Origin of the sequence: Pseudomonas sp. P7759, assembly GCF_013386445.1 — a bacterium.
Classification (GTDB): Bacteria; Pseudomonadota; Gammaproteobacteria; order Pseudomonadales; family Pseudomonadaceae; genus Aquipseudomonas; species Aquipseudomonas azotoformans_A.
This window is the reverse complement of sequence record NZ_JACART010000051.1, coordinates 1-17,635: the sequence shown is the minus strand read 5'-3', so window position 1 is coordinate 17,635 and position 17,635 is coordinate 1. Positions and strand designations below refer to the sequence as shown.

13 protein-coding genes and 1 pseudogene are annotated in these 17,635 nt (G+C 62.4%); 10 read left to right on the top strand and 4 right to left on the bottom strand.

Annotated elements, in window-relative coordinates; all coding sequences use genetic code 11:
- The first annotated feature begins 86 nt into the window (after positions 1-86).
- The 3 genes and pseudogenes from HX823_RS27295 (at position 87) to HX823_RS27285 (ending at position 2,353) form a co-directional block, all read left to right on the top strand.
- Positions 87-1,092: pseudogene (locus tag HX823_RS27295) on the top strand (aldo/keto reductase).
- A gap of 17 nt (positions 1,093-1,109) precedes the next feature.
- Positions 1,110-1,907, top strand: coding sequence for an SDR family NAD(P)-dependent oxidoreductase (locus tag HX823_RS27290; RefSeq protein ID WP_177077646.1), 798 nt, complete (start codon positions 1,110-1,112; stop codon positions 1,905-1,907).
- Between the two features lie 29 nt (positions 1,908-1,936).
- On the top strand, positions 1,937-2,353 hold the full coding sequence (locus HX823_RS27285; RefSeq protein ID WP_177077644.1) for an SRPBCC family protein: 417 nt from the start codon (positions 1,937-1,939) through the stop codon (positions 2,351-2,353).
- A 58-nt stretch (positions 2,354-2,411) separates the two neighbouring features.
- Here the strand turns inward: HX823_RS27285 and HX823_RS27280 are convergent, their stop codons facing one another.
- A complete protein-coding gene (locus HX823_RS27280; protein WP_038843468.1) occupies positions 2,412-3,803 on the bottom strand; it encodes a HAMP domain-containing sensor histidine kinase in 1,392 nt (463 codons plus the stop codon).
- A complete protein-coding gene (locus HX823_RS27275) occupies positions 3,781-4,464 on the bottom strand; it encodes a response regulator transcription factor (RefSeq protein ID WP_010211030.1) in 684 nt (227 codons plus the stop codon). The genes HX823_RS27280 and HX823_RS27275 overlap by 23 nt, the downstream gene beginning before the upstream one ends.
- 332 nt (positions 4,465-4,796) lie before the next feature.
- On the opposite strand from HX823_RS27275, the gene HX823_RS27270 reads away from it, so the two are divergent.
- Complete coding sequence (locus tag HX823_RS27270) at positions 4,797-5,702, top strand: hypothetical protein (protein ID WP_177077642.1); 906 nt, start codon at positions 4,797-4,799, stop codon at positions 5,700-5,702.
- 99 nt (positions 5,703-5,801) lie between these two features.
- Here HX823_RS27270 and HX823_RS27265 read toward each other — a convergent pair whose 3' ends face one another.
- Positions 5,802-7,013 (bottom strand): multidrug effflux MFS transporter, encoded by a 1,212-nt coding sequence (locus tag HX823_RS27265; RefSeq protein WP_177077640.1) that lies wholly within the window; start codon positions 7,011-7,013, stop codon positions 5,802-5,804.
- Between the two features lie 92 nt (positions 7,014-7,105).
- On the opposite strand from HX823_RS27265, the gene HX823_RS27260 reads away from it, so the two are divergent.
- From HX823_RS27260 to HX823_RS27240, 5 genes are all read left to right on the top strand, one after another.
- On the top strand, positions 7,106-8,527 hold the full coding sequence (locus HX823_RS27260; RefSeq protein ID WP_177077638.1) for a PLP-dependent aminotransferase family protein: 1,422 nt from the start codon (positions 7,106-7,108) through the stop codon (positions 8,525-8,527).
- A gap of 26 nt (positions 8,528-8,553) precedes the next feature.
- Entirely contained in the window at positions 8,554-8,892 is a 339-nt protein-coding gene (locus HX823_RS27255; RefSeq protein WP_177077636.1) for a hypothetical protein, read from the top strand.
- 95 nt (positions 8,893-8,987) lie between these two features.
- Entirely contained in the window at positions 8,988-10,217 is a 1,230-nt protein-coding gene (locus tag HX823_RS27250; protein WP_177077634.1) for a TolC family protein, read from the top strand.
- Positions 10,210-11,388, top strand: a complete 1,179-nt coding sequence (locus HX823_RS27245; RefSeq protein WP_177077632.1) for an efflux RND transporter periplasmic adaptor subunit — start codon at positions 10,210-10,212, stop codon at positions 11,386-11,388. Before HX823_RS27250 ends, HX823_RS27245 begins: the two co-directional genes overlap by 8 nt.
- The gene (locus tag HX823_RS27240) at positions 11,385-14,543 is read left to right on the top strand and encodes an efflux RND transporter permease subunit (protein WP_177077629.1); all 3,159 of its coding nucleotides are present in this window, start codon (positions 11,385-11,387) and stop codon (positions 14,541-14,543) included. Before HX823_RS27245 ends, HX823_RS27240 begins: the two co-directional genes overlap by 4 nt.
- Here the strand turns inward: HX823_RS27240 and HX823_RS27235 are convergent.
- On the bottom strand, positions 14,473-15,381 hold the full coding sequence (locus HX823_RS27235) for a MurR/RpiR family transcriptional regulator (RefSeq protein ID WP_038848466.1): 909 nt from the start codon (positions 15,379-15,381) through the stop codon (positions 14,473-14,475). The genes HX823_RS27240 and HX823_RS27235 overlap by 71 nt on opposite strands.
- 284 nt (positions 15,382-15,665) lie before the next feature.
- On the opposite strand from HX823_RS27235, the gene iolC reads away from it, so the two are divergent.
- The gene (gene iolC, locus HX823_RS27230) at positions 15,666-17,603 is read left to right on the top strand and encodes a 5-dehydro-2-deoxygluconokinase (protein ID WP_177077627.1); all 1,938 of its coding nucleotides are present in this window, start codon (positions 15,666-15,668) and stop codon (positions 17,601-17,603) included.
- The last annotated feature ends 32 nt before the right edge of the window (positions 17,604-17,635 follow it).

Sequence of the window (17,635 nt, the reverse complement as noted above, 5' to 3'; positions counted from 1 at the left end):
CGTAGTATGTCTTGGACGGTCCGATATCTGCAATCTAGGATCTGCTCAACGGTCACAGCGACCCCTGAACCCATTGAGGATCCACCATGAGCTTGAAAGACAAACTCCCAGGCCAGCTCGGCTTTGGCACCGCACCGCTGGGCAACATGTTCCGCGCGATTCCTGAAGACGAGGCCCAGGCCACCGTGGAGGCCGCCTGGAACGCCGGCGTGCGTTACTTCGACACCGCGCCGTTCTACGGCTCGGGCCTTTCGGAAATCCGCCTGGGCCAAGCGCTGTCGCAGTACAACCGCGATGATTTCGTGCTCAGCACCAAGGTCGGCCGGGTGATCCTCGACGAAGTCGAAGACAGCGCGCGTGACCTCGGCGAAAAAAGCGGCGTGTTCGAACACGGCCGCCCGAACAAGATGCTCAACGACTACAGCGCCGACGCCACCTTGCGCTCCATCGAAGACAGCCTGATCCGCCTGAACACCGATCGCCTGGACATCGTGTGGATTCACGACATCGCCCAGGACTTCTACGGCGACCAGTGGCTGGAGTACTTCAACCAGGCCTGCACCGGCGCTTTCAAAGTGCTGACCCGCCTGCGCGAAGAGGGCGTGATCAAGGCTTGGGGCCTGGGCGTGAACCGCGTCGAGCCGTGCGAATTGACCCTGGACCTTACGGAAGCGCAACCCGACGGCTTTTTGCTGGCCGGCCGCTACACTCTGCTGGACCACGATCGCGCCCTGCAACGCCTGATGGACGCGGCTGTGGCACAGAACGTCGAAATCGTCGTCGGTGGCCCCTACAGCTCCGGCATCCTTGCCGGTGGCGCGCACTTCGAATACCAGAAAGCCAGCCCGGCGATCATCAGCAAGGTCGAGCAGATCAAGGCGATTGCCCAGGCATTTGGTGTGAGTGTGAAAGCCGCCGCGCTGCAATTCTCCCTGGCCCATCCGGCCGTGGCGGCGGTAATTCCGGGTGCCAGCCGTCCGGGCAGGATTGCCGAAGACGTTGCCGCGTTGTCAGAAAAAGATCCCGGCAGCCTTCTGGCAGGCCTTGCGCGACGCCCGATTGATCTCGGATCGTGCACCACTGCCGCTTTAACTTCAGGAGTTTCAACCATGAAAATTGATGTAAGCGGCAAAGTAGCGATTGTCAGCGGCAGCACCGCTGGAATTGGCCTGGGCATCAGCCAGGCGCTGGCGCAGTCCGGCGCCACGGTGGTGGTGATCGGGCGCGATGCGGGCAAGGTGGATGACGCCTTGGCGAGTATCCGCCAGGCTGTTCCCGGTGCTGACCTGCGTGGTTTGGTGGCGGATCTCGGTACGGCTGAAGGTGCAGAAAAACTCTTCGCCGCCGAACCGCGTGCCGACATCCTGGTCAACAACCTGGGCATCTTCAACGATGTGGATTTTTTTGAAGCCCCGGACAGCGAGTGGACACGCTTCTATGAGGTCAATGTGATCTCCGGCGTGCGCCTGGCGCGGCATTACACGCCGGGCATGGTCGAGCAGGGCTGGGGGCGGGTGATTTTCCTGTCGTCGGAGTCCGGCGTGGCGACCCCGGCGGACATGATCAACTACGGCGTGACCAAGAGCGCCAACCTGGCGGTGTCCCATGGTTTGGCCAAGCGCCTGGCGGGCACCGGCGTGACGGTAAACGCGGTGTTGCCTGGGCCGACCTTTACCGACGGTCTGGAGCAGATGCTCAAGGACGCCACCGCAAAATCGGGGCGCAGTGCGCGGGACGAGGCGGATGTGTTTGTGCGTAACGCACGGCCGACCTCGATCATCCAGCGCGCGGCAAATGTGGATGAAGTCGCCAACCTGGTGGCGTACATTGCTTCACCCCTGTCGTCTGCCACCACCGGTGCCGCGCTGCGGGTCGACGGTGGTGTGGTCGACAGCATGGCCATCTGAATTGTTTTTCATTTTCTGGAGTAATTAACGTGGCAACAGCGTCTTCTGTGATTGAAATCCCGGTTTCGGCCGATCAGGTCTGGCAATTGGTCGGCGGCTTCAACAGCCTGCCGGATTGGCTGCCGTTCATTGTCAAAAGCGAGCCAAGCGACGACGGCCGCGTGCGTCACCTGCAAACTGCCGACGGTGGTGTGGTGGTGGAGCGGTTGCAGAGTTTTGACAACGTCGGGCGTACCTACAGCTACACCATCGAGCAGTCACCGTTCCCGGTGAGTGCGTACCTGGCGACCTTGCAGGTTGAGGCCTTGACCGAGTCGTCGGCGAAAGTGACCTGGTCGGGTGTGTTCACGCCGGCGGCGGGGACCACGGATGCGGCGGTGGAGGAGTTGTTTACCGGGGTCTACAGCGGTGGGTTGGAGGCGTTGCGCGCCAATTTCCCAGGCTGATCCGCGTCCCCTGTAGGAGCCGGCTTGCCGGCTATTACAGGGTTTTGTGGTGCTTGTGTTATTCGGGCATAAGCTGCTGGCGGCATTCCAGGACTAATCTGGCACCGCCTTGCTCGCTGGTACCCACTTCCAACTTGAACCCATGCAAGTTGATGATCGCCGCCACAATCGACAGGCCCAACCCGAACCCGCCTTGCTGGTCGCTTTCATCCACACGATAGAAGCGCTGGAACACCGCGTCACGTTCCGCCGCGGGTATGCCGGGGCCGGAGTCGTGCACTTCAATGCGCGTGCTGCCGGCATCATTGACCCCGCGCAAGATCACTTCGCCGCCTGGCGGGGAGAACTTGATCGAGTTGCTCAACAGGTTGGCCAGGGCCTCGAACAGCAAGGCGCGGTCGCCGGTGATCCACGGCAGGGATTCCGGGGTTTCGAGGCGCAATTGCAGCTCGCCTTCTTCGGCCAGGGGCAGGTAGAAGTCGTGCAACTCGCGCAACAGCGGCAACGGGTCCATGACCAGAAAACCTGAGCGACGCTGGTGGTCTTCCAGTTCGGAGATACGCAACAGCCCGCGAAAGCGCGCCATCAGGGTGTCGGTTTCGGCAATCGCGTCATCCAGTTTCACCGCGTAGTCCGACTCCGCCTCGGCCTCCTGCTTGATCCGGTACAGCTGCGCACGCAGGCGCGTCAGCGGGGTGCGCAGGTCGTGGGCGATGTTGTCGCACACGCCCTTGACCTCATTCATCAACTTCTCGATGCGATCCAGCATGGCGTTGACGATGGCCGCGAGCATGTCCAGTTCGTCGCGTCGGTTTGACAGCGGCAGGCGGTGGGTCAGGTCGCCGGCGACGATGGCTTCGGCACTGGCCTGGATCCCGCGGATTCGCCGCAACGGGCGTCGACGCAATAAGTGCCAGCCGGCAGCGCCAGGGATAATTGTCAACGAAAGCGCCCACAGCAGGGCATGCCAGATGATCCGGGTCACGCCGAACAGCGAACCGTTGGCGCGCACCAGCACCAGCCAGCGGCCGTCTTCGGTGTGGGTGGCGACGGCGTCGCAGCTGTCCTTGGGCAACTTGGGGTCGTCGGAGTCGACGCAATTGGCCAGGGCGTGGATCTTGCCGTCCAGCGGCAGGTCGGGCGGTACCGCGCGAATTGGTCCGCTCAACGGGCGAAATTGCTCGTCGAACAAGCCGTAGGCGTCCACGCCCTTCATGTCGAAGGTCATGCTGGTGGTCAGAGCTTCCACCAGTTCCTCGCCGTCAAAGCGCTGGAACAAGTGCTGGCGCTGCATCAGGGAATGGCGCGACAGGTCGCCCAGGTAACCCGACACCTCGTAATACAGCACCCCCATGAGGATGCAGCTCCACGCCACGAACAACGAACTGTACAGCGCCAGCAAACGGCTGCTGGAAGAGCGCCAGCCCTTAGAGGGGTTCAGCAATGACATAACCGGAACCTCGTACCGTGCGGATCAGCGGCGTGAGGCCCGGTGGGTCGATCTTCTTGCGCAGACGGCCGATGTGCACGTCGATCAGGTTAGTGCCGGGGTCGAAGTGATAGCCCCAGACTTCTTCGAAGATCATCATCCGCGACAGGATCTGCCCGGTGTTGCGCATCAGGAATTCCAGCAACTTGTATTCGGTGGGCAGCAGGCTCAGGGGCTGATCGGCGCGACTGGCTTCGCGGCTGATCAGGTTCAGCTCCAGGTCGGCCACGCGCAGGGCGGTTTCGAACTCCTGGACCGTGCTTTTGCGCCGCAGCAGCACTTCGACGCGGGCGGCCATTTCATCCGAAGCGAACGGTTTGGTGAGGTAATCATCACCGCCGGCACGCAGGCCGCGTACACGCTCATCCACGTCGGAGAGGGCGCTGATCATCAGGATCGGCGTCGACACACCAATCGTGCGCAGCGTGGTGACGATGGCCAACCCATCGAGCTCCGGCAGCATGCGGTCGAGGGTGATCAGGTCGTAATCGCCACTCACGGCGCGGACCAGGCCTTCGCGGCCGTTGTCTACCCAATCTACATCCAGTCCATGGCTACTCAGCTCGGCGACGATCTCGCGGGCCGTTACGGCGTCATCCTCGATGGTCAAAATACGGGTCATAGGATTACCTGGTGAGCGATTCACACTAGAAGTACGGGCATTTTGCCAAGAAATGGCTGAACGCTTCCTAAATAAAACTTCATGTTGGCAACACTGACACAGATTTCATGGTTGCAGACGACTGTAGTGAGCGGGCAAGCCCGCTCACTACAGAGAATGCATAACGCCCGCCTCAAACGGTCAATTCTTGCAAGTTGCATGGTTTATAGAAGTTCAAATTAGTTAACTCGTTGAAATATATGAATTTTTAATTTCGTGGCGACTGGCATGGTGCCTGCACTGTCCCTTTTGAGACTTGTAACACTATTTTTCTGCCTTGGAGCACAACAACAATGATCACATCCTCATCCACGCTGCAAGAGTCGAGCACGCTCTCCGGGGTTTCCTGGGGGGCGATTTTTGCCGGGGCGGCCGCTGCGGCCGCGTTGTCGCTGATCCTGGTACTGCTGGGTTTCGGCCTGGGCTTTTCGGCGGTGTCGCCGTGGGCTGACAGCGGTATCAGTGCCAAGGGGCTTGGCATTTCCACGATTGTCTGGCTGGCGTTTACCCAAATCGTCGCGTCAGGGCTGGGCGGCTACATCGCCGGTCGGTTGCGTGTGAAGTGGGCGAATATGCACGGCGATGAGGTGTACTTTCGCGACACTGCCCATGGTTTCCTGGCCTGGGCTGTCGCTACATTGATCACTGCGGTACTGGTGGTCGGTTCGGTGAGCAGTGTCGTCAGCGGCGGCGTGAAAGCCGGTGCCAGCGTCGCAGCCGGTGCGGCCAGCGGCATCACCCAAGCCGCTGGCAGTGCCGCCAAAGGTGTCAACGGCGGCGACTTCGATTACTACGTCGACAGCCTGTTTCGCGACGACCGTCCGGTCGCCGTCAGCGATGACGCCGCCCATGGTGTGGTTGCCCGCATCTTCACCCGCACCCTGAGCAACGACGGCCAACTGGCCCCTGAAGACCGTGCCTACCTGGCCCAGTTGATCAGCCAGCGCACCAACCTCAGCCAGGCAGATGCCGAAGCGCGTATCGACAAAGTCTACGGCGATGCCCGCAAAGCGGTGGAAGACGCCAAGCTCAAAGCCAAGCAAGCCGCTGATACCGCCGCCAAGGTCGCTGCCTATACCTCGCTGTGGACCTTTGTCGCCCTGTTGATCGGCGCGTTCTTCGCCAGCTTCGCAGCCACCTTTGGCGGTCGCCGTCGCGATGCCGTGGTGTATGTCGAAACCGAACACTTCGTCCGTTAATTATTAGGAGAACAAGATGCGCTCATTACTGCTTTGGTTCCTCGGTGTGCCTATTCCGGTGATCATCCTGATCGCGATCTTCATGCACTGATTGTTGCGTTACCCGAGCCGCGCCTGAGCAACAGGCGCGGCTTTTTGCTGCAAGGCCAGCCAGCTTGCCACCAGCCACACACTTGCCAGTGCCGTCATCATCACCAACGGTGCCGACGTGCCATCGGACAACAGTCCGGTCGCCCAACTGCTCACAGCCGTCAGGAACATCTGGGTGAAAAAGAACAACCCGGATGCCGTTCCCGCGATTGCACCATAGGGCTGCAGCACCGACAGCTGACAGGCCGGAATCACCATCCCCACCGACACCATGATCAGTACCATCGGCAGCACGATCGCCAGCCATTCCCCTGGCAGCGCGACGGTCGCCAGCGCGAGAATCCCACTGCCCAGCACGTTCACGCCTATGCCGGCGACGATCAAACGGTCTGCCTCGAAGCGCCGCACCAGCCGACGAAACAGGTTCGCGCCCAGCATGTAGCCGCTGATCGTGGCTGCGAATACCAGTGCGTAAGCAGTCGCGGACAGATCAAACCCCCGTTGCAGCAACGCCGATGACTCGCTGATAAACGGAAAATAGGTGCTGTACACGCAACCGATCGCCAGGGAATAACGCAGGAAGTAGCGGTCACGCAGCAGTTGGCCGTAGAGGCGCAGCAACCCACGCGGCGGGGCGGCGGCGACTTCCGGCGGGCGGGTTTCAGGCAGGCGGCGATACACCACCAGGCACAGCACAGCTCCGATTACGCCCAGCAGCACAAACAACCCGCGCCAGTTGATGAACGGCAGCACCAGGCTACCCAGTACCGGCGCGGCCATTGGCGAAATTGCCATCGCCATGGAGATCAGACCGAGCAGGCGTGCCTGTTCGTCGCGGTCGAAGTAATCGCGCACGATCACACGGCCGATCACGGTGGTGCAACAGCCACCCAAGGCTTGGAACAGTCGGGCGATGATCAGCACGGCGATGTTGTCAGCCAGGGCACAAGCTGCCGTGGCGAGGACATACAGAAACAACCCTGCCAGCAACACCGGACGACGACCAAAGCGGTCAGTGAGCGGGCCACTGACCAGCAGCGAAATCGCCGAGCCGAGGGCGTACAGCGTCAGGGTCAGTTGCAACTGGCTGTCGCTGGTCTGGAAGTAATCGGCCATAGCGGGCAGGGCCGGCAGGTGCATGTCCAAGGTGATGCGTGGCAAGGCGATGAGCACGGTCAGCAGCACCAGCCAGAACCCGGTGGAGAGGGCGCGTTGAGTCATGGGACGTCTCGATGCAAAGAGTAGAGCCCGGACTCTAGTCGCATTGTGGTTTAATCATTAGGACCACTTGTGCCTTGTTCGATAGGACCACTATGAGCCGAGGAAAAACCGCATCCGCCCTCGATTTGCCGCGCCCCGACACGCTGGAGGCGGGCAAGCAGCAGGGCGCCTACGAAGCCTTGCGCGGTGCGATCCTGAACCGCCAACTGCCGGCGGGCAGCCGTTTGCCCTCCACGCGGAGCCTGGCCGAACGCTGGCGGGTTTCCCGTGGCACGCTGGAAGCCGTGTTCGACCGCCTGCACAGCGAAGGCTACGTGCAGCGGGTCGCCGGGTCCGGCACGCGGGTGTGCGCGGTGATCCCCGAGCAGTTCATCGCCGCACCGTTGGCCAAGGACATACCCCGTCGGCCTGTGGAGTCTGATCTGCCGGACAGTGGTGTGCAGAGTCATGTGCCCTTTGTCGCACGGCGCCCGGATGCCAGCCTGTTCGATCTGAAGAGCTGGGCCCGCTGTATCACCCGTGGGCTGTTGTCAGTCGGGCCGGGCGTGTTGGAAGCGTCACATCCCGCCGGCCTGCCCGAGTTGCGCGCGCAGATCGCCGACTACCTGCGCAGCTATCGCGGCCTGCATTGCGAAGCCGATGAAGTGATTGTCACCACCGGCATCCGCCACGCCCTGGACCTGATCGCGCGCAGCGTGCTCAAGGCCGGCGATAGGGCCTGTGTCGAGGATCCCGGCTACCTGCCAGCACGGCGCCTATTCACGCTGGCAGGCGCCAATGTGCAGGGCATCTCCGTCACCGCCGAGGGCCTCGATACCGCGCAACTTCCGGAGACAGCCCGCTTGGCCTACGTCACCCCGGCGCACCAGGCGCCCCTGGGCATGACGCTGTCGGTGTCCCGTCGCCTGGCGCTGCTGGACTGGGCAGCCCGCGCCGACGCCTGGGTGGTCGAAGACGATTACGACAGCGAGTACAACTACAACACTGCGCCACTGGCCGCCCTCAAGTCCCTGGATTCGGCCGACCGCGTGATCTACTGCGGCAGCTTCAACAAGAACCTGTTCCCCGGTTTGCGCGTGGGCTTCATGGTGGTGCCCAAGGCGTTGCGTCGTGGGCTGTTGCGCACCTTGCAACTCACCGGGCATTCGGTGGGGGCCACTGATCAATTGGGATTGGTGGAGTTCTTGCGCAGCGGTGCCTTCGTGCGTCATCTACGTGCTTCGCGCCAGGCGTACCAGGCCCGTCGCGATGCGTTGTTGGAATGCCTGGGTGGGCACTGCGCGGTCAGCGGCGAGCAGGCAGGGTTGCATTTTGTGGTGTGGCTGCCAGGTGGTGTCGAAGAGGGCGATTTCTGCAACCATGCCGCCGAAGCCGGGTTGACGCTGCAGCCTCTGGGCAAGTTCTGTCACGGCGTGAGCTTGCCGCCGGCGGTGATCATCGGCTACACCGCGTTGACCCTGGCCCAGATCCGCTTTCACGGCCGAGTTCTCACGCAATTGTTAATAGCGGCTTAACCCGTGCTTGGCTAGACTCGCGCCCCATGAGCCGCCTTCTACGCGTCATCCTCGTCATGCTTTTAAGCCTCACGCTTCCCCTGACCGGGATGGCGGGTGTGCCGTCGAGCACCGAACCTTGCCCGATGAAGATGTCGGACATGCAGGTGATGACCGACATGAACCCGGACTGCTGCCAGGACGGCGTCGATCATGGCAAGGCTTGCAAACCCGGCCAGGAATGCAAGACCGGCGGCCTGTTGCAACTGTCCCTGCCGGTGCTCACGGCGCCGTTGACCCTGGCCCATCCGCTGCTCGTCAGCGCCGCTTCGGACTTCATCCCCGACCGCACGCCGTCCGGCGTCTGGCGCCCACCCCGTTCCTGATTCCTGTTGCACCTCAAGACGCATCCCTGATCGGGATGGCTTTGCTGTGGGCCGCGTAATGCGGCGCGCAGCGCAACGGAACAGGAATCTTCAACATGAATCCCCTCTACATGCGCGCCCTGGTGGTGGGCGTGCTGGCGTGGCCGGCGTGGGCGAGTGCGCTGACCCTGGACGACGCCCTGCGCCTGGCGCAGAACAACGCACCGTCGCTCGCTGCTGAGTCGGCCAAGTTGCAGGCCGCGACCCAGGCGGCGATCCCGGCGGGTGAATTGCCCGACCCGAAGCTGGTGGTTGGCCTGCAGAACTTCCCCATCGGTGGGCCCAATCGCGGCACGTTGTATGGCGATGACATGACCGAACAAATGATCGGTATCCAACAGCAGGTGCCCAGCCGCGACAAGCGCAAGGCGCGTATCGAACTGGCCGATGCCACGGTGGAACGCACCGCGGCTGAAGGTCGGATCGAACGCCTGAACGTGCGCCAGGCCACGGCCCAGGCCTGGATCCGTGCCTATGCGGTGGAACGCAAGGAGGCCTTGTTCAAGGACTTCTACCAGCAGAACCGCCTGCTGCAAGACAGCGTGCGTGCGCAACTGGCCGGTGGTCGCGGTCAGCCTTCGGATGCGGTGATACCGCGACAGGAAGCCGCCGAACTGGCCGGGCGTGAAGACGAACTGACCCAGCAACGCGCCCAGGCCCGCGCGGCGCTCAAGCGCTGGATCGGCCCGGCCGCCAATGAAGCACCCAGCGGCCAGCTGCCCAACTGGCCCATCGACGGGCGTTATAACCTGCATCAACACCCTGAGCTACAAGCCTTTGCACCGCGCACCCGCGAAGCCGAAGCGCGGTTGCGCGAAGCCAAGGCGCAAAAGACGTCGGACTGGAGTTGGGAAGTGGACTACCAGCACCGTGGCCGTGAATACGGCGATATGGTCAGCCTGCAATTGAGTTTCGACCTGCCGATCTTCCCCGGTCGCCGGCAAAACCCCCGGATCGCCGCCAAGCAAGCCGAACTGGATCAACTGGACGCCGAGCGCGAAGCGGTCACTCGCGAACACACCCAGCAACTGGATGATGACCTCGCGCAATACCAACGCCTGGACCGCGCCGTGCAGCGCAGCCAGGACAGTCTGGTGCCCCTGGCCGAAGAGAAGGTCGCACTGAGCCTGGCCGGTTATCGCGCTGGCAAGGGTGACTTGCTCAACCTGGTCAGTGCCCGCCGTGAGCTGGTCGAGGCCCGTTTCAAACAGATCGATGCCCTTGAGCAACGTGCCTTGGTTGGCGCGCAGCTGTATTTCGCCTACGGAGAAGCTTCCCATGATTAATCGACTCCTCGCAGTGGCGTTGTTGGGCGGCGGCCTGGGCGCTGGTTACTGGCTGGCGCAGGCACCGGCTCCGGTCGCGGCCATGGCCGACAACAAACCGGCGCTGTACTGGTATGACCCGATGTACCCACAGCAGAAATTCGACAAGCCCGGCAAATCGCCTTTCATGGACATGCAATTGGTGCCGCGTTACGCGGAAGGCGCCGCAGACAGCGCCGCCGTGCAGATCGACCCCCGTGTGGCGCAAAACCTCGGTGTGCGCCTGGCTACGGTCACCCGTGGTGTGTTGGCGTCCACACTGGACCTCTCCGGCATCCTCGCCTTCAATGAGCGCGACGTCGCCGTGGTACAGGCGCGGGCCAGTGGTTTTGTCGAGCGCGTGTATGACCGCGCGCCAGGGGATGTACTCAAGGCCGGTGCGCCTCTGGCTGACCTGTTGATACCCGAATGGGCGGCGGCTCAGGAAGAATTCCTGGCCTTGCGCCGCAGCGCGGATGCGAGCTTGTTGGGGGCAGCGCGTCAGCGTTTGCGCCTTAGCGGCATGCCCGCCGGGTTGATCGCGCAGATGGAGCGCAGCGGCCGTGCGCAATCGGTAATGACCGTCATCAGCCCCATCGGCGGTGTGGTGCAAACCCTCGACGTGCGCGAAGGCATGACGATGGCGGCGGGGCAGACCCTGGCGCGCATCAATGGCCTGGATCGCCTGTGGTTGCAGGTCGCCGTGCCGCAATCTCAAGGTGCGACCCTGGCTGTGGGGCAGGCGGTGGAGAGCCGCTTTGTCGGGCTGCCGGGGCAAGTCGTCAAGGGCACCGTCAGTGCCATTCTGCCGGCGATTGCCGGCGACAGCCGTACCGTGCAGGTTCGCGTTGAACTGCCCAATACAGACGGCACCTTGCGCCCCGGCATGACCGCCCAAGTGCGTTTGGCGCAATCCTCCCCGCAATCCGTGCTGCAAGTGCCCAGCGAAGCGTTGATCCGTACCGGTAAACGCACGTTGGTGATGCTGGCCGAGGAGGGCGGGCATTACCGTCCGGTGGATGTCGAGGTCGGCGCGCAAAGCCAGGAGATGACGGTGATCCGCAGCGGTTTGCAGGAAGGCCAGCAGGTGGTCGCGTCCGGTCAATTCCTGCTGGACTCTGAAGCCAGTTTGCGCGGGATTATCCAACCATGATCGCCTTATTGATTCGTTGGTCAGTCGCCAACCGTTTTCTGGTAGTGCTCGCGACGTTGTTTGTCACGGCCTGGGGCGTCTGGGCGGTGCAAAATACGCCGGTCGACGCACTGCCGGACCTCTCCGATGTGCAGGTGATCATCCGCACGCCGTATCCCGGCCAGGCGCCGCAGATCGTGGAAAACCAGGTCACCTACCCGATGACCACCACCATGCTCTCGGTGCCGGGCGCCAAGACCGTGCGCGGGTTTTCATTCTTCGGCGACAGCTACGTCTATGTGCTGTTCGACGAAGGCACCGACCTGTATTGGGCGCGCTCGCGGGTGCTGGAATACCTCAGCCAGTTGCAGGCGCGCTTGCCCGCATCGGCCAAACCGGCGTTGGGGCCGGACGCCACTGGCGTTGGCTGGATCTACCAGTACGCATTGGTTGACCGCAGCGGCCAGCATGACCTGGCGCAGTTGCGTGCCTTGCAGGACTGGTTCCTCAAGTTCGAACTCAAGACCCTGCCCAATGTGGCCGAAGTCGCGACCATCGGCGGCCAGGTCAAGCAGTACCAGGTGCAGCTCGATCCGCTGGCCCTGGCCAGTCGCGGCATTACCCAGGCACAGGTGGTGGATGCCATCGGCAAAGCCAACCAGGAAACCGGCGGCTCGGTACTGAACATGGGCGAGTCCGAGTACATGGTGCGGGCGTCCGGTTACCTAAAGTCGCTGCAGGATTTTCGTGGGATTCCCTTGCGGCTGGACACGAATAATGTGCCCGTGACGCTTGGCGACGTCGCAACCATTCAGCTGGGCCCGGACCTGCGCCGGGGCGTGAGCGAGCTGGACGGGGAGGGCGAAGCCGTGGGCGGGGTGGTGATCCTGCGCAGTGGCAAGAACGCGCGGGAGGCCATCGCCGCCGTCAAGACCAAGCTTGAGCAACTGAAAAGCAGCCTGCCGCCCGGCGTGGAGATCGTCACCACTTACGACCGCAGCAAACTCATCGACCGCGCCGTGGACAACCTCAGCCACAAGCTGCTGGAAGAGTTCGTGGTGGTGGCGCTGGTCTGTGGGATTTTCCTATGGCACCTGCGTTCGTCCCTGGTGGCGATCATCTCGTTGCCGGTTGGGGTGTTGATCGCTTTTATCGTCATGCGTTTCCAGGGCATCAACGCCAACATCATGTCCTTGGGCGGCATCGCGATTGCCATCGGCGCGATGGTCGATGCGGCGGTGGTGATGATCGAAAACGCCCACAAGAAAATCGAAGCCTGGCACCACGCGAACCCTGGTCGGGAATTGAAGGGCGAAGATCATTGGAAGGTCATGACCGACGCGGCGGTAGAGGTCGGCCCGGCGCTGTTTTTCTGCCTGTTGATCATCACGTTGTCGTTCATTCCGGTGTTCACCTTGCAGGCCCAGGAAGGGCGGCTGTTCGGTCCGCTGGCCTACACCAAGACCTACGCCATGGCGGCGGCCGCCGGTTTGTCGGTGACCTTGATCCCGGTGCTGATGGGCTACTGGATTCGCGGGCGCATTCCGGATGAGCAGCGTAACCCGCTCAATCGCGGCCTGATCAAGCTCTATCAGCCTGCGCTGGAGGCGGTGCTGCGTCGGCCGCGCCTGACCCTGGTGGTGGCGTTGCTGGTGGTCGCCAGTGCGCTGTGGCCAATCTCCAAACTGGGCGGGGAATTCCTGCCGCCGCTGGACGAAGGGGATTTGCTGTACATGCCCTCGGCACTGCCGGGGCTGTCGACGCAAACGGCGGGTGAGTTGCTGCAACGCACCGACCGGTTGATCAAGTCCGTGCCGGAAGTCGCCCATGTGTTTGGCAAGGCCGGTCGCGCCGAAACCGCCACTGACCCGGCCCCGCTGGAAATGTTCGAGACCACTATCGAGTTCAAGCCCCGTGACCAATGGCGCCCCGGCATGACCCCGGACAAACTGGTGAAGGAACTCGACCGCGTGGTGCAGGTGCCGGGGCTGACCAATATCTGGATTCCGCCGATTCGCAATCGTATCGACATGCTTGCCACCGGCGTGAAAAGCCCGGTCGGCGTGAAGGTCGCCGGTACCAGCCTGATGCAGATCGACGCAGTGACCCAGGCGGTGGAAAAGGTCGCCAAGGGCGTGCCGGGCGTCAGTTCAGCCTTGGCCGAACGCTTGACCGGTGGGCGCTACATCGACGTGGATATCGACCGGGCAGCGGCCGCGCAATACGGACTGAACATCGCCGATGTGCAGTCGATTGTGTCGGGTGCCATCGGCGGGGAAACCATTGGCGAAACCGTGGAAGGCCTGGCGCGCTTCCCGATCAGCCTGCGCTATCCGAAGGAATGGCGCGACTCGGTGACGGCCTTGGCAAACTTGCCGATCTACACGCCGTCCGGCAGCCAGATCAGCCTGGGCACGGTGGCCAAGGTCAAGGTGAGCGACGGCCCACCGATGCTCAAGAGCGAAAACGCACGGCCTTCCGGCTGGGTCTACATCGACGTGCGTGATCGCGACCTGGCGTCGGTGGTGAAGGACCTGCGCGCAGCGATCAACCAGCAGGTGCAACTGCAACCGGGCATGAGCCTCAGCTATTCGGGGCAGTTCGAATTCCTGGAGCGGGCCAATCAACGCTTGAAATTGGTGGTGCCGGCGACCTTGCTGATCATCTTCGTGCTGCTGTACCTGACCTTTCGCCGGGCGGATGAAGCATTGCTGATCCTGGCGACTTTGCCGTTCGCACTGACAGGCGGGGTGTGGTTGCTTTACGGGCTGGGTTTCAACCTGTCGGTGGCCACGGGCGTAGGGTTTATCGCGCTGGCCGGTGTGTCGGCGGAGTTTGGCGTGATCATGCTGCTCTACCTGAAAAACGCCTGGGCCGAACGCAAGGATGGGAACCTGCTGGCCGCCATCACCGAGGGCGCGGTGCTGCGGGTACGGCCCAAGGCAATGACCGTCGCCGTGATCATCGCTGGTTTATTGCCGATCCTGCTGGACGGCGGCACCGGCAGCGAAGTCATGAGCCGCATCGCCGCGCCGATGATCGGCGGGATGCTTACCGCACCGTTGTTGTCGCTGTTTGTGATTCCAGCGGCTTATCGGTTGATGCTCAGTCGTCGAAGCCGACCTGCTCATGAATCTCATCCACCTTCAACTCCAGACGGTAAGCCACCGCAATAAACAACGCCTGGCACAGGCACAGGGTGGCGCTCAACGAGCGGAAGGCAAACGACGAACCTTCATTCACCAACAGCACCGCGTTCGCCCGCTTGGCCAGGGGCGACAGGTTGCTGTCGGTGATGATCAACGTCTTGGCCTGATGATGCTGGGCAATCCGCAAACAGTGCTGGGTCTCTTTGCCGTAGGGCGTAAAGCTGATGGCAATCACCAAGTCGTTGGCGCGCACGCTGCGCATCTGTTCGCGATAGCTGCCGCCCAGTCCCGAGATCAGGTGGATGCGCTTGTTGGTGTGCTGCAGGTTGTAGACCAGGTAATCGGCCACCGCAAAAGAGCGGCGCACGCCGACCACGTAGATATTGTCGGCGTTGACCACCAGGTCCACGGCTTTGTCGAACGCGACATCATCCAACTCCAACCCCAGGCGCTCGATGCCGGACAAAGTCGCGTTGACGCACTCACGCGCCAGGTCGCCGCCGCTGGCCTTCTGCGACTTGTTGGCGATCATGCTGCGGATGCGTTGCTGGTAGTTCTGCACCGGCGTGGTCTTGTGGGTGTAGGCCTCGCGGAACAACGCCTGCATCTCACTGAAGCCACTGAACCCGAAGCGTTGCGAGAAGCGCACGATGGCCGACGGGTGCACCTCGCACTCGCGGGCGATGTCGCTGATGCGGTCGACCATGATTCGGTCGCTCTGTTGGCTCATGTAGCTGGCGATGCGCTTGAGCTGGCGCGGCAGGCTCTCATATTCGTCGGTGATCAGCTGCAACAGGCGCTCGGCATTGATCGGAGGGCTGGCGATAGTGTCTTCCAGGGGGGTCTCGGGATCGGTGCGGGACATGGGCAATCCTTCTGGCGTTGTTGTCTGTTGCGCTGATGGGTGGCGCAAGTCTACAGGGTAGGCGCAAAAAAATACCCCGGCATCACGGCCGGCGTGGCCTGCTGAAACGATGCACTGTAGTGGGACTGGCTCTGTTCAAGCTTAATGGAAAAAATATTCCAATGAAAAAATATCTGGAATAAATATTGATTGGCGTCGCCGGACGTTCTAGTCTGCTCCCACCAAGAGCGTTTGCCACCGCCACGGCGGCACAACGCAGGCTGATAAAAATAACAGGAGCCAGCATGGGCCAGACTCGTTTTGCCAGTGGGCGTCAATTGGATCTGATTTGCCTCGGGCGCCTGGGCGTCGACCTTTATGCGCAGCAAGTGGGTGCGCGGCTTGAGGACGTGTCCAGCTTCGCCAAGTACCTCGGCGGTTCTTCCGCCAACATTGCCTTCGGCACCGCCAGGCTAGGGCTCAAGTCGGCGATGTTGAGCCGGGTCGGTGACGACCATATGGGACGCTTCCTGGTGGAGTCCCTGGCCCGTGAAGGCTGTGACGTCAGCGGCATCAAGGTCGACCCGGAACGCCTCACCGCCCTGGTGTTGCTCGGCCTCAAGGACCGCGAAACCTTCCCCCTGGTGTTCTACCGCGAAAACTGCGCCGACATGGCCCTGCGCGCCGAAGACATCAGCGAAGCCTTTATCGCCTCCAGCAAGGCGTTGCTGATCACCGGCACGCATTTCTCCACCGACGGCGTGTACAAGGCCAGCATCCAGGCCCTGGACTACGCGGCCAAGCACAACGTCAAGCGCGTGCTGGATATCGACTACCGCCCGGTGCTGTGGGGCCTGGCGGGCAAGGCCGATGGTGAAACCCGGTTTGTCGCTGACCAGAATGTCAGCCAGCACGTGCAGACCATCCTGCCGCGTTTTGATTTGATCGTCGGCACCGAAGAAGAATTCCTCATCGCGGGCGGCAGTGAAGATTTACTCGCCGCATTGCGCAGAGTGCGTGAACTGACCCCGGCGACCTTGGTGGTCAAGCTCGGCCCGCAGGGTTGCACGGTGATCCACGGCGCCATCCCGGCGCGCCTGGAAGACGGCGCCATCTACCCTGGTGTGCAGGTTGAAGTGCTCAACGTATTGGGCGCCGGCGATGCGTTCATGTCGGGTTTCCTCAGCGGCTGGATCAACGACGCGAGTGACGAGCGTTGCAGCCAGTTGGCCAATGCCTGTGGCGGCCTGGTCGTCTCCCGCCACGCCTGCGCGCCGGCCATGCCGACGCCGGCGGAGCTGGAATACCTGTTCAACAGCCCCATGCCGATAACCCGTCCGGACCAGGACGTGACCCTGCAACGCCTGCACCGCGTGACGGTGCCGCGCAAGGCCTGGAAACAGCTGTTCGTATTTGCCTTCGATCACCGCTGGCAACTGGTGGACCTGGCGCAAAAGGGCGGCCAGGACCCGGCGCGCATCAGTGATGCCAAGCAACTGTTTATCCAGGCCATCGAACGCGTCGAGAAAAAACTCGCCGAGCAAGGGGTGGAGGCCGACGTCGGCCTGCTCGCCGACCAACGCTTCGGCCAGGACGCACTCAACGCCGCCAGTGGCCGTGGTTGGTGGATCGCGCGCCCGGTAGAAGTGCAGAACTCGCGCCCCCTGGCGTTCGAACATGGCCGTTCAGTGGGCAGCAACCTGATCGCCTGGCCTCAAGAGCAGATCATCAAGTGCCTGGTGCAATTCCACCCGGACGACGAGCCGATGCTGCGCCTGGAACAGGAAGCGCAACTCAAGGCGGTGTACGAGGCGTCGATTGTCAGTGGCCATGAACTGCTGCTGGAAGTCATTCCGCCCAAGGATCACCCGTCCACCTACCCGGACGTGCTCTACCGCAGCCTCAAGCGCCTGTACAACCTGGGTATCTATCCGGCGTGGTGGAAGATCGAGGCGCAATCGGCCGAGGACTGGAAGAAGCTCGATGAACTGATCCAGGAGCGCGACCCGTACTGCCGTGGCGTGGTGCTGCTGGGCCTGAATGCCTCGGCCGAATTTCTCGCCGACGGTTTCCAGCAAGCCAGCCAGAGCACCACCTGCCGAGGGTTTGCCGTGGGACGCACGATCTTCCAGGAACCGAGCCGCGCGTGGATGGCGGGGGAGATCGATGACGAGACCTTGATCCAGCAGGTGCAAGCCACCTTCGAACAGCTCATTAACGCCTGGCGCAGTGCTCGAACCTAAGCACAGCTCCAGATATGGAATGCAATCAAATG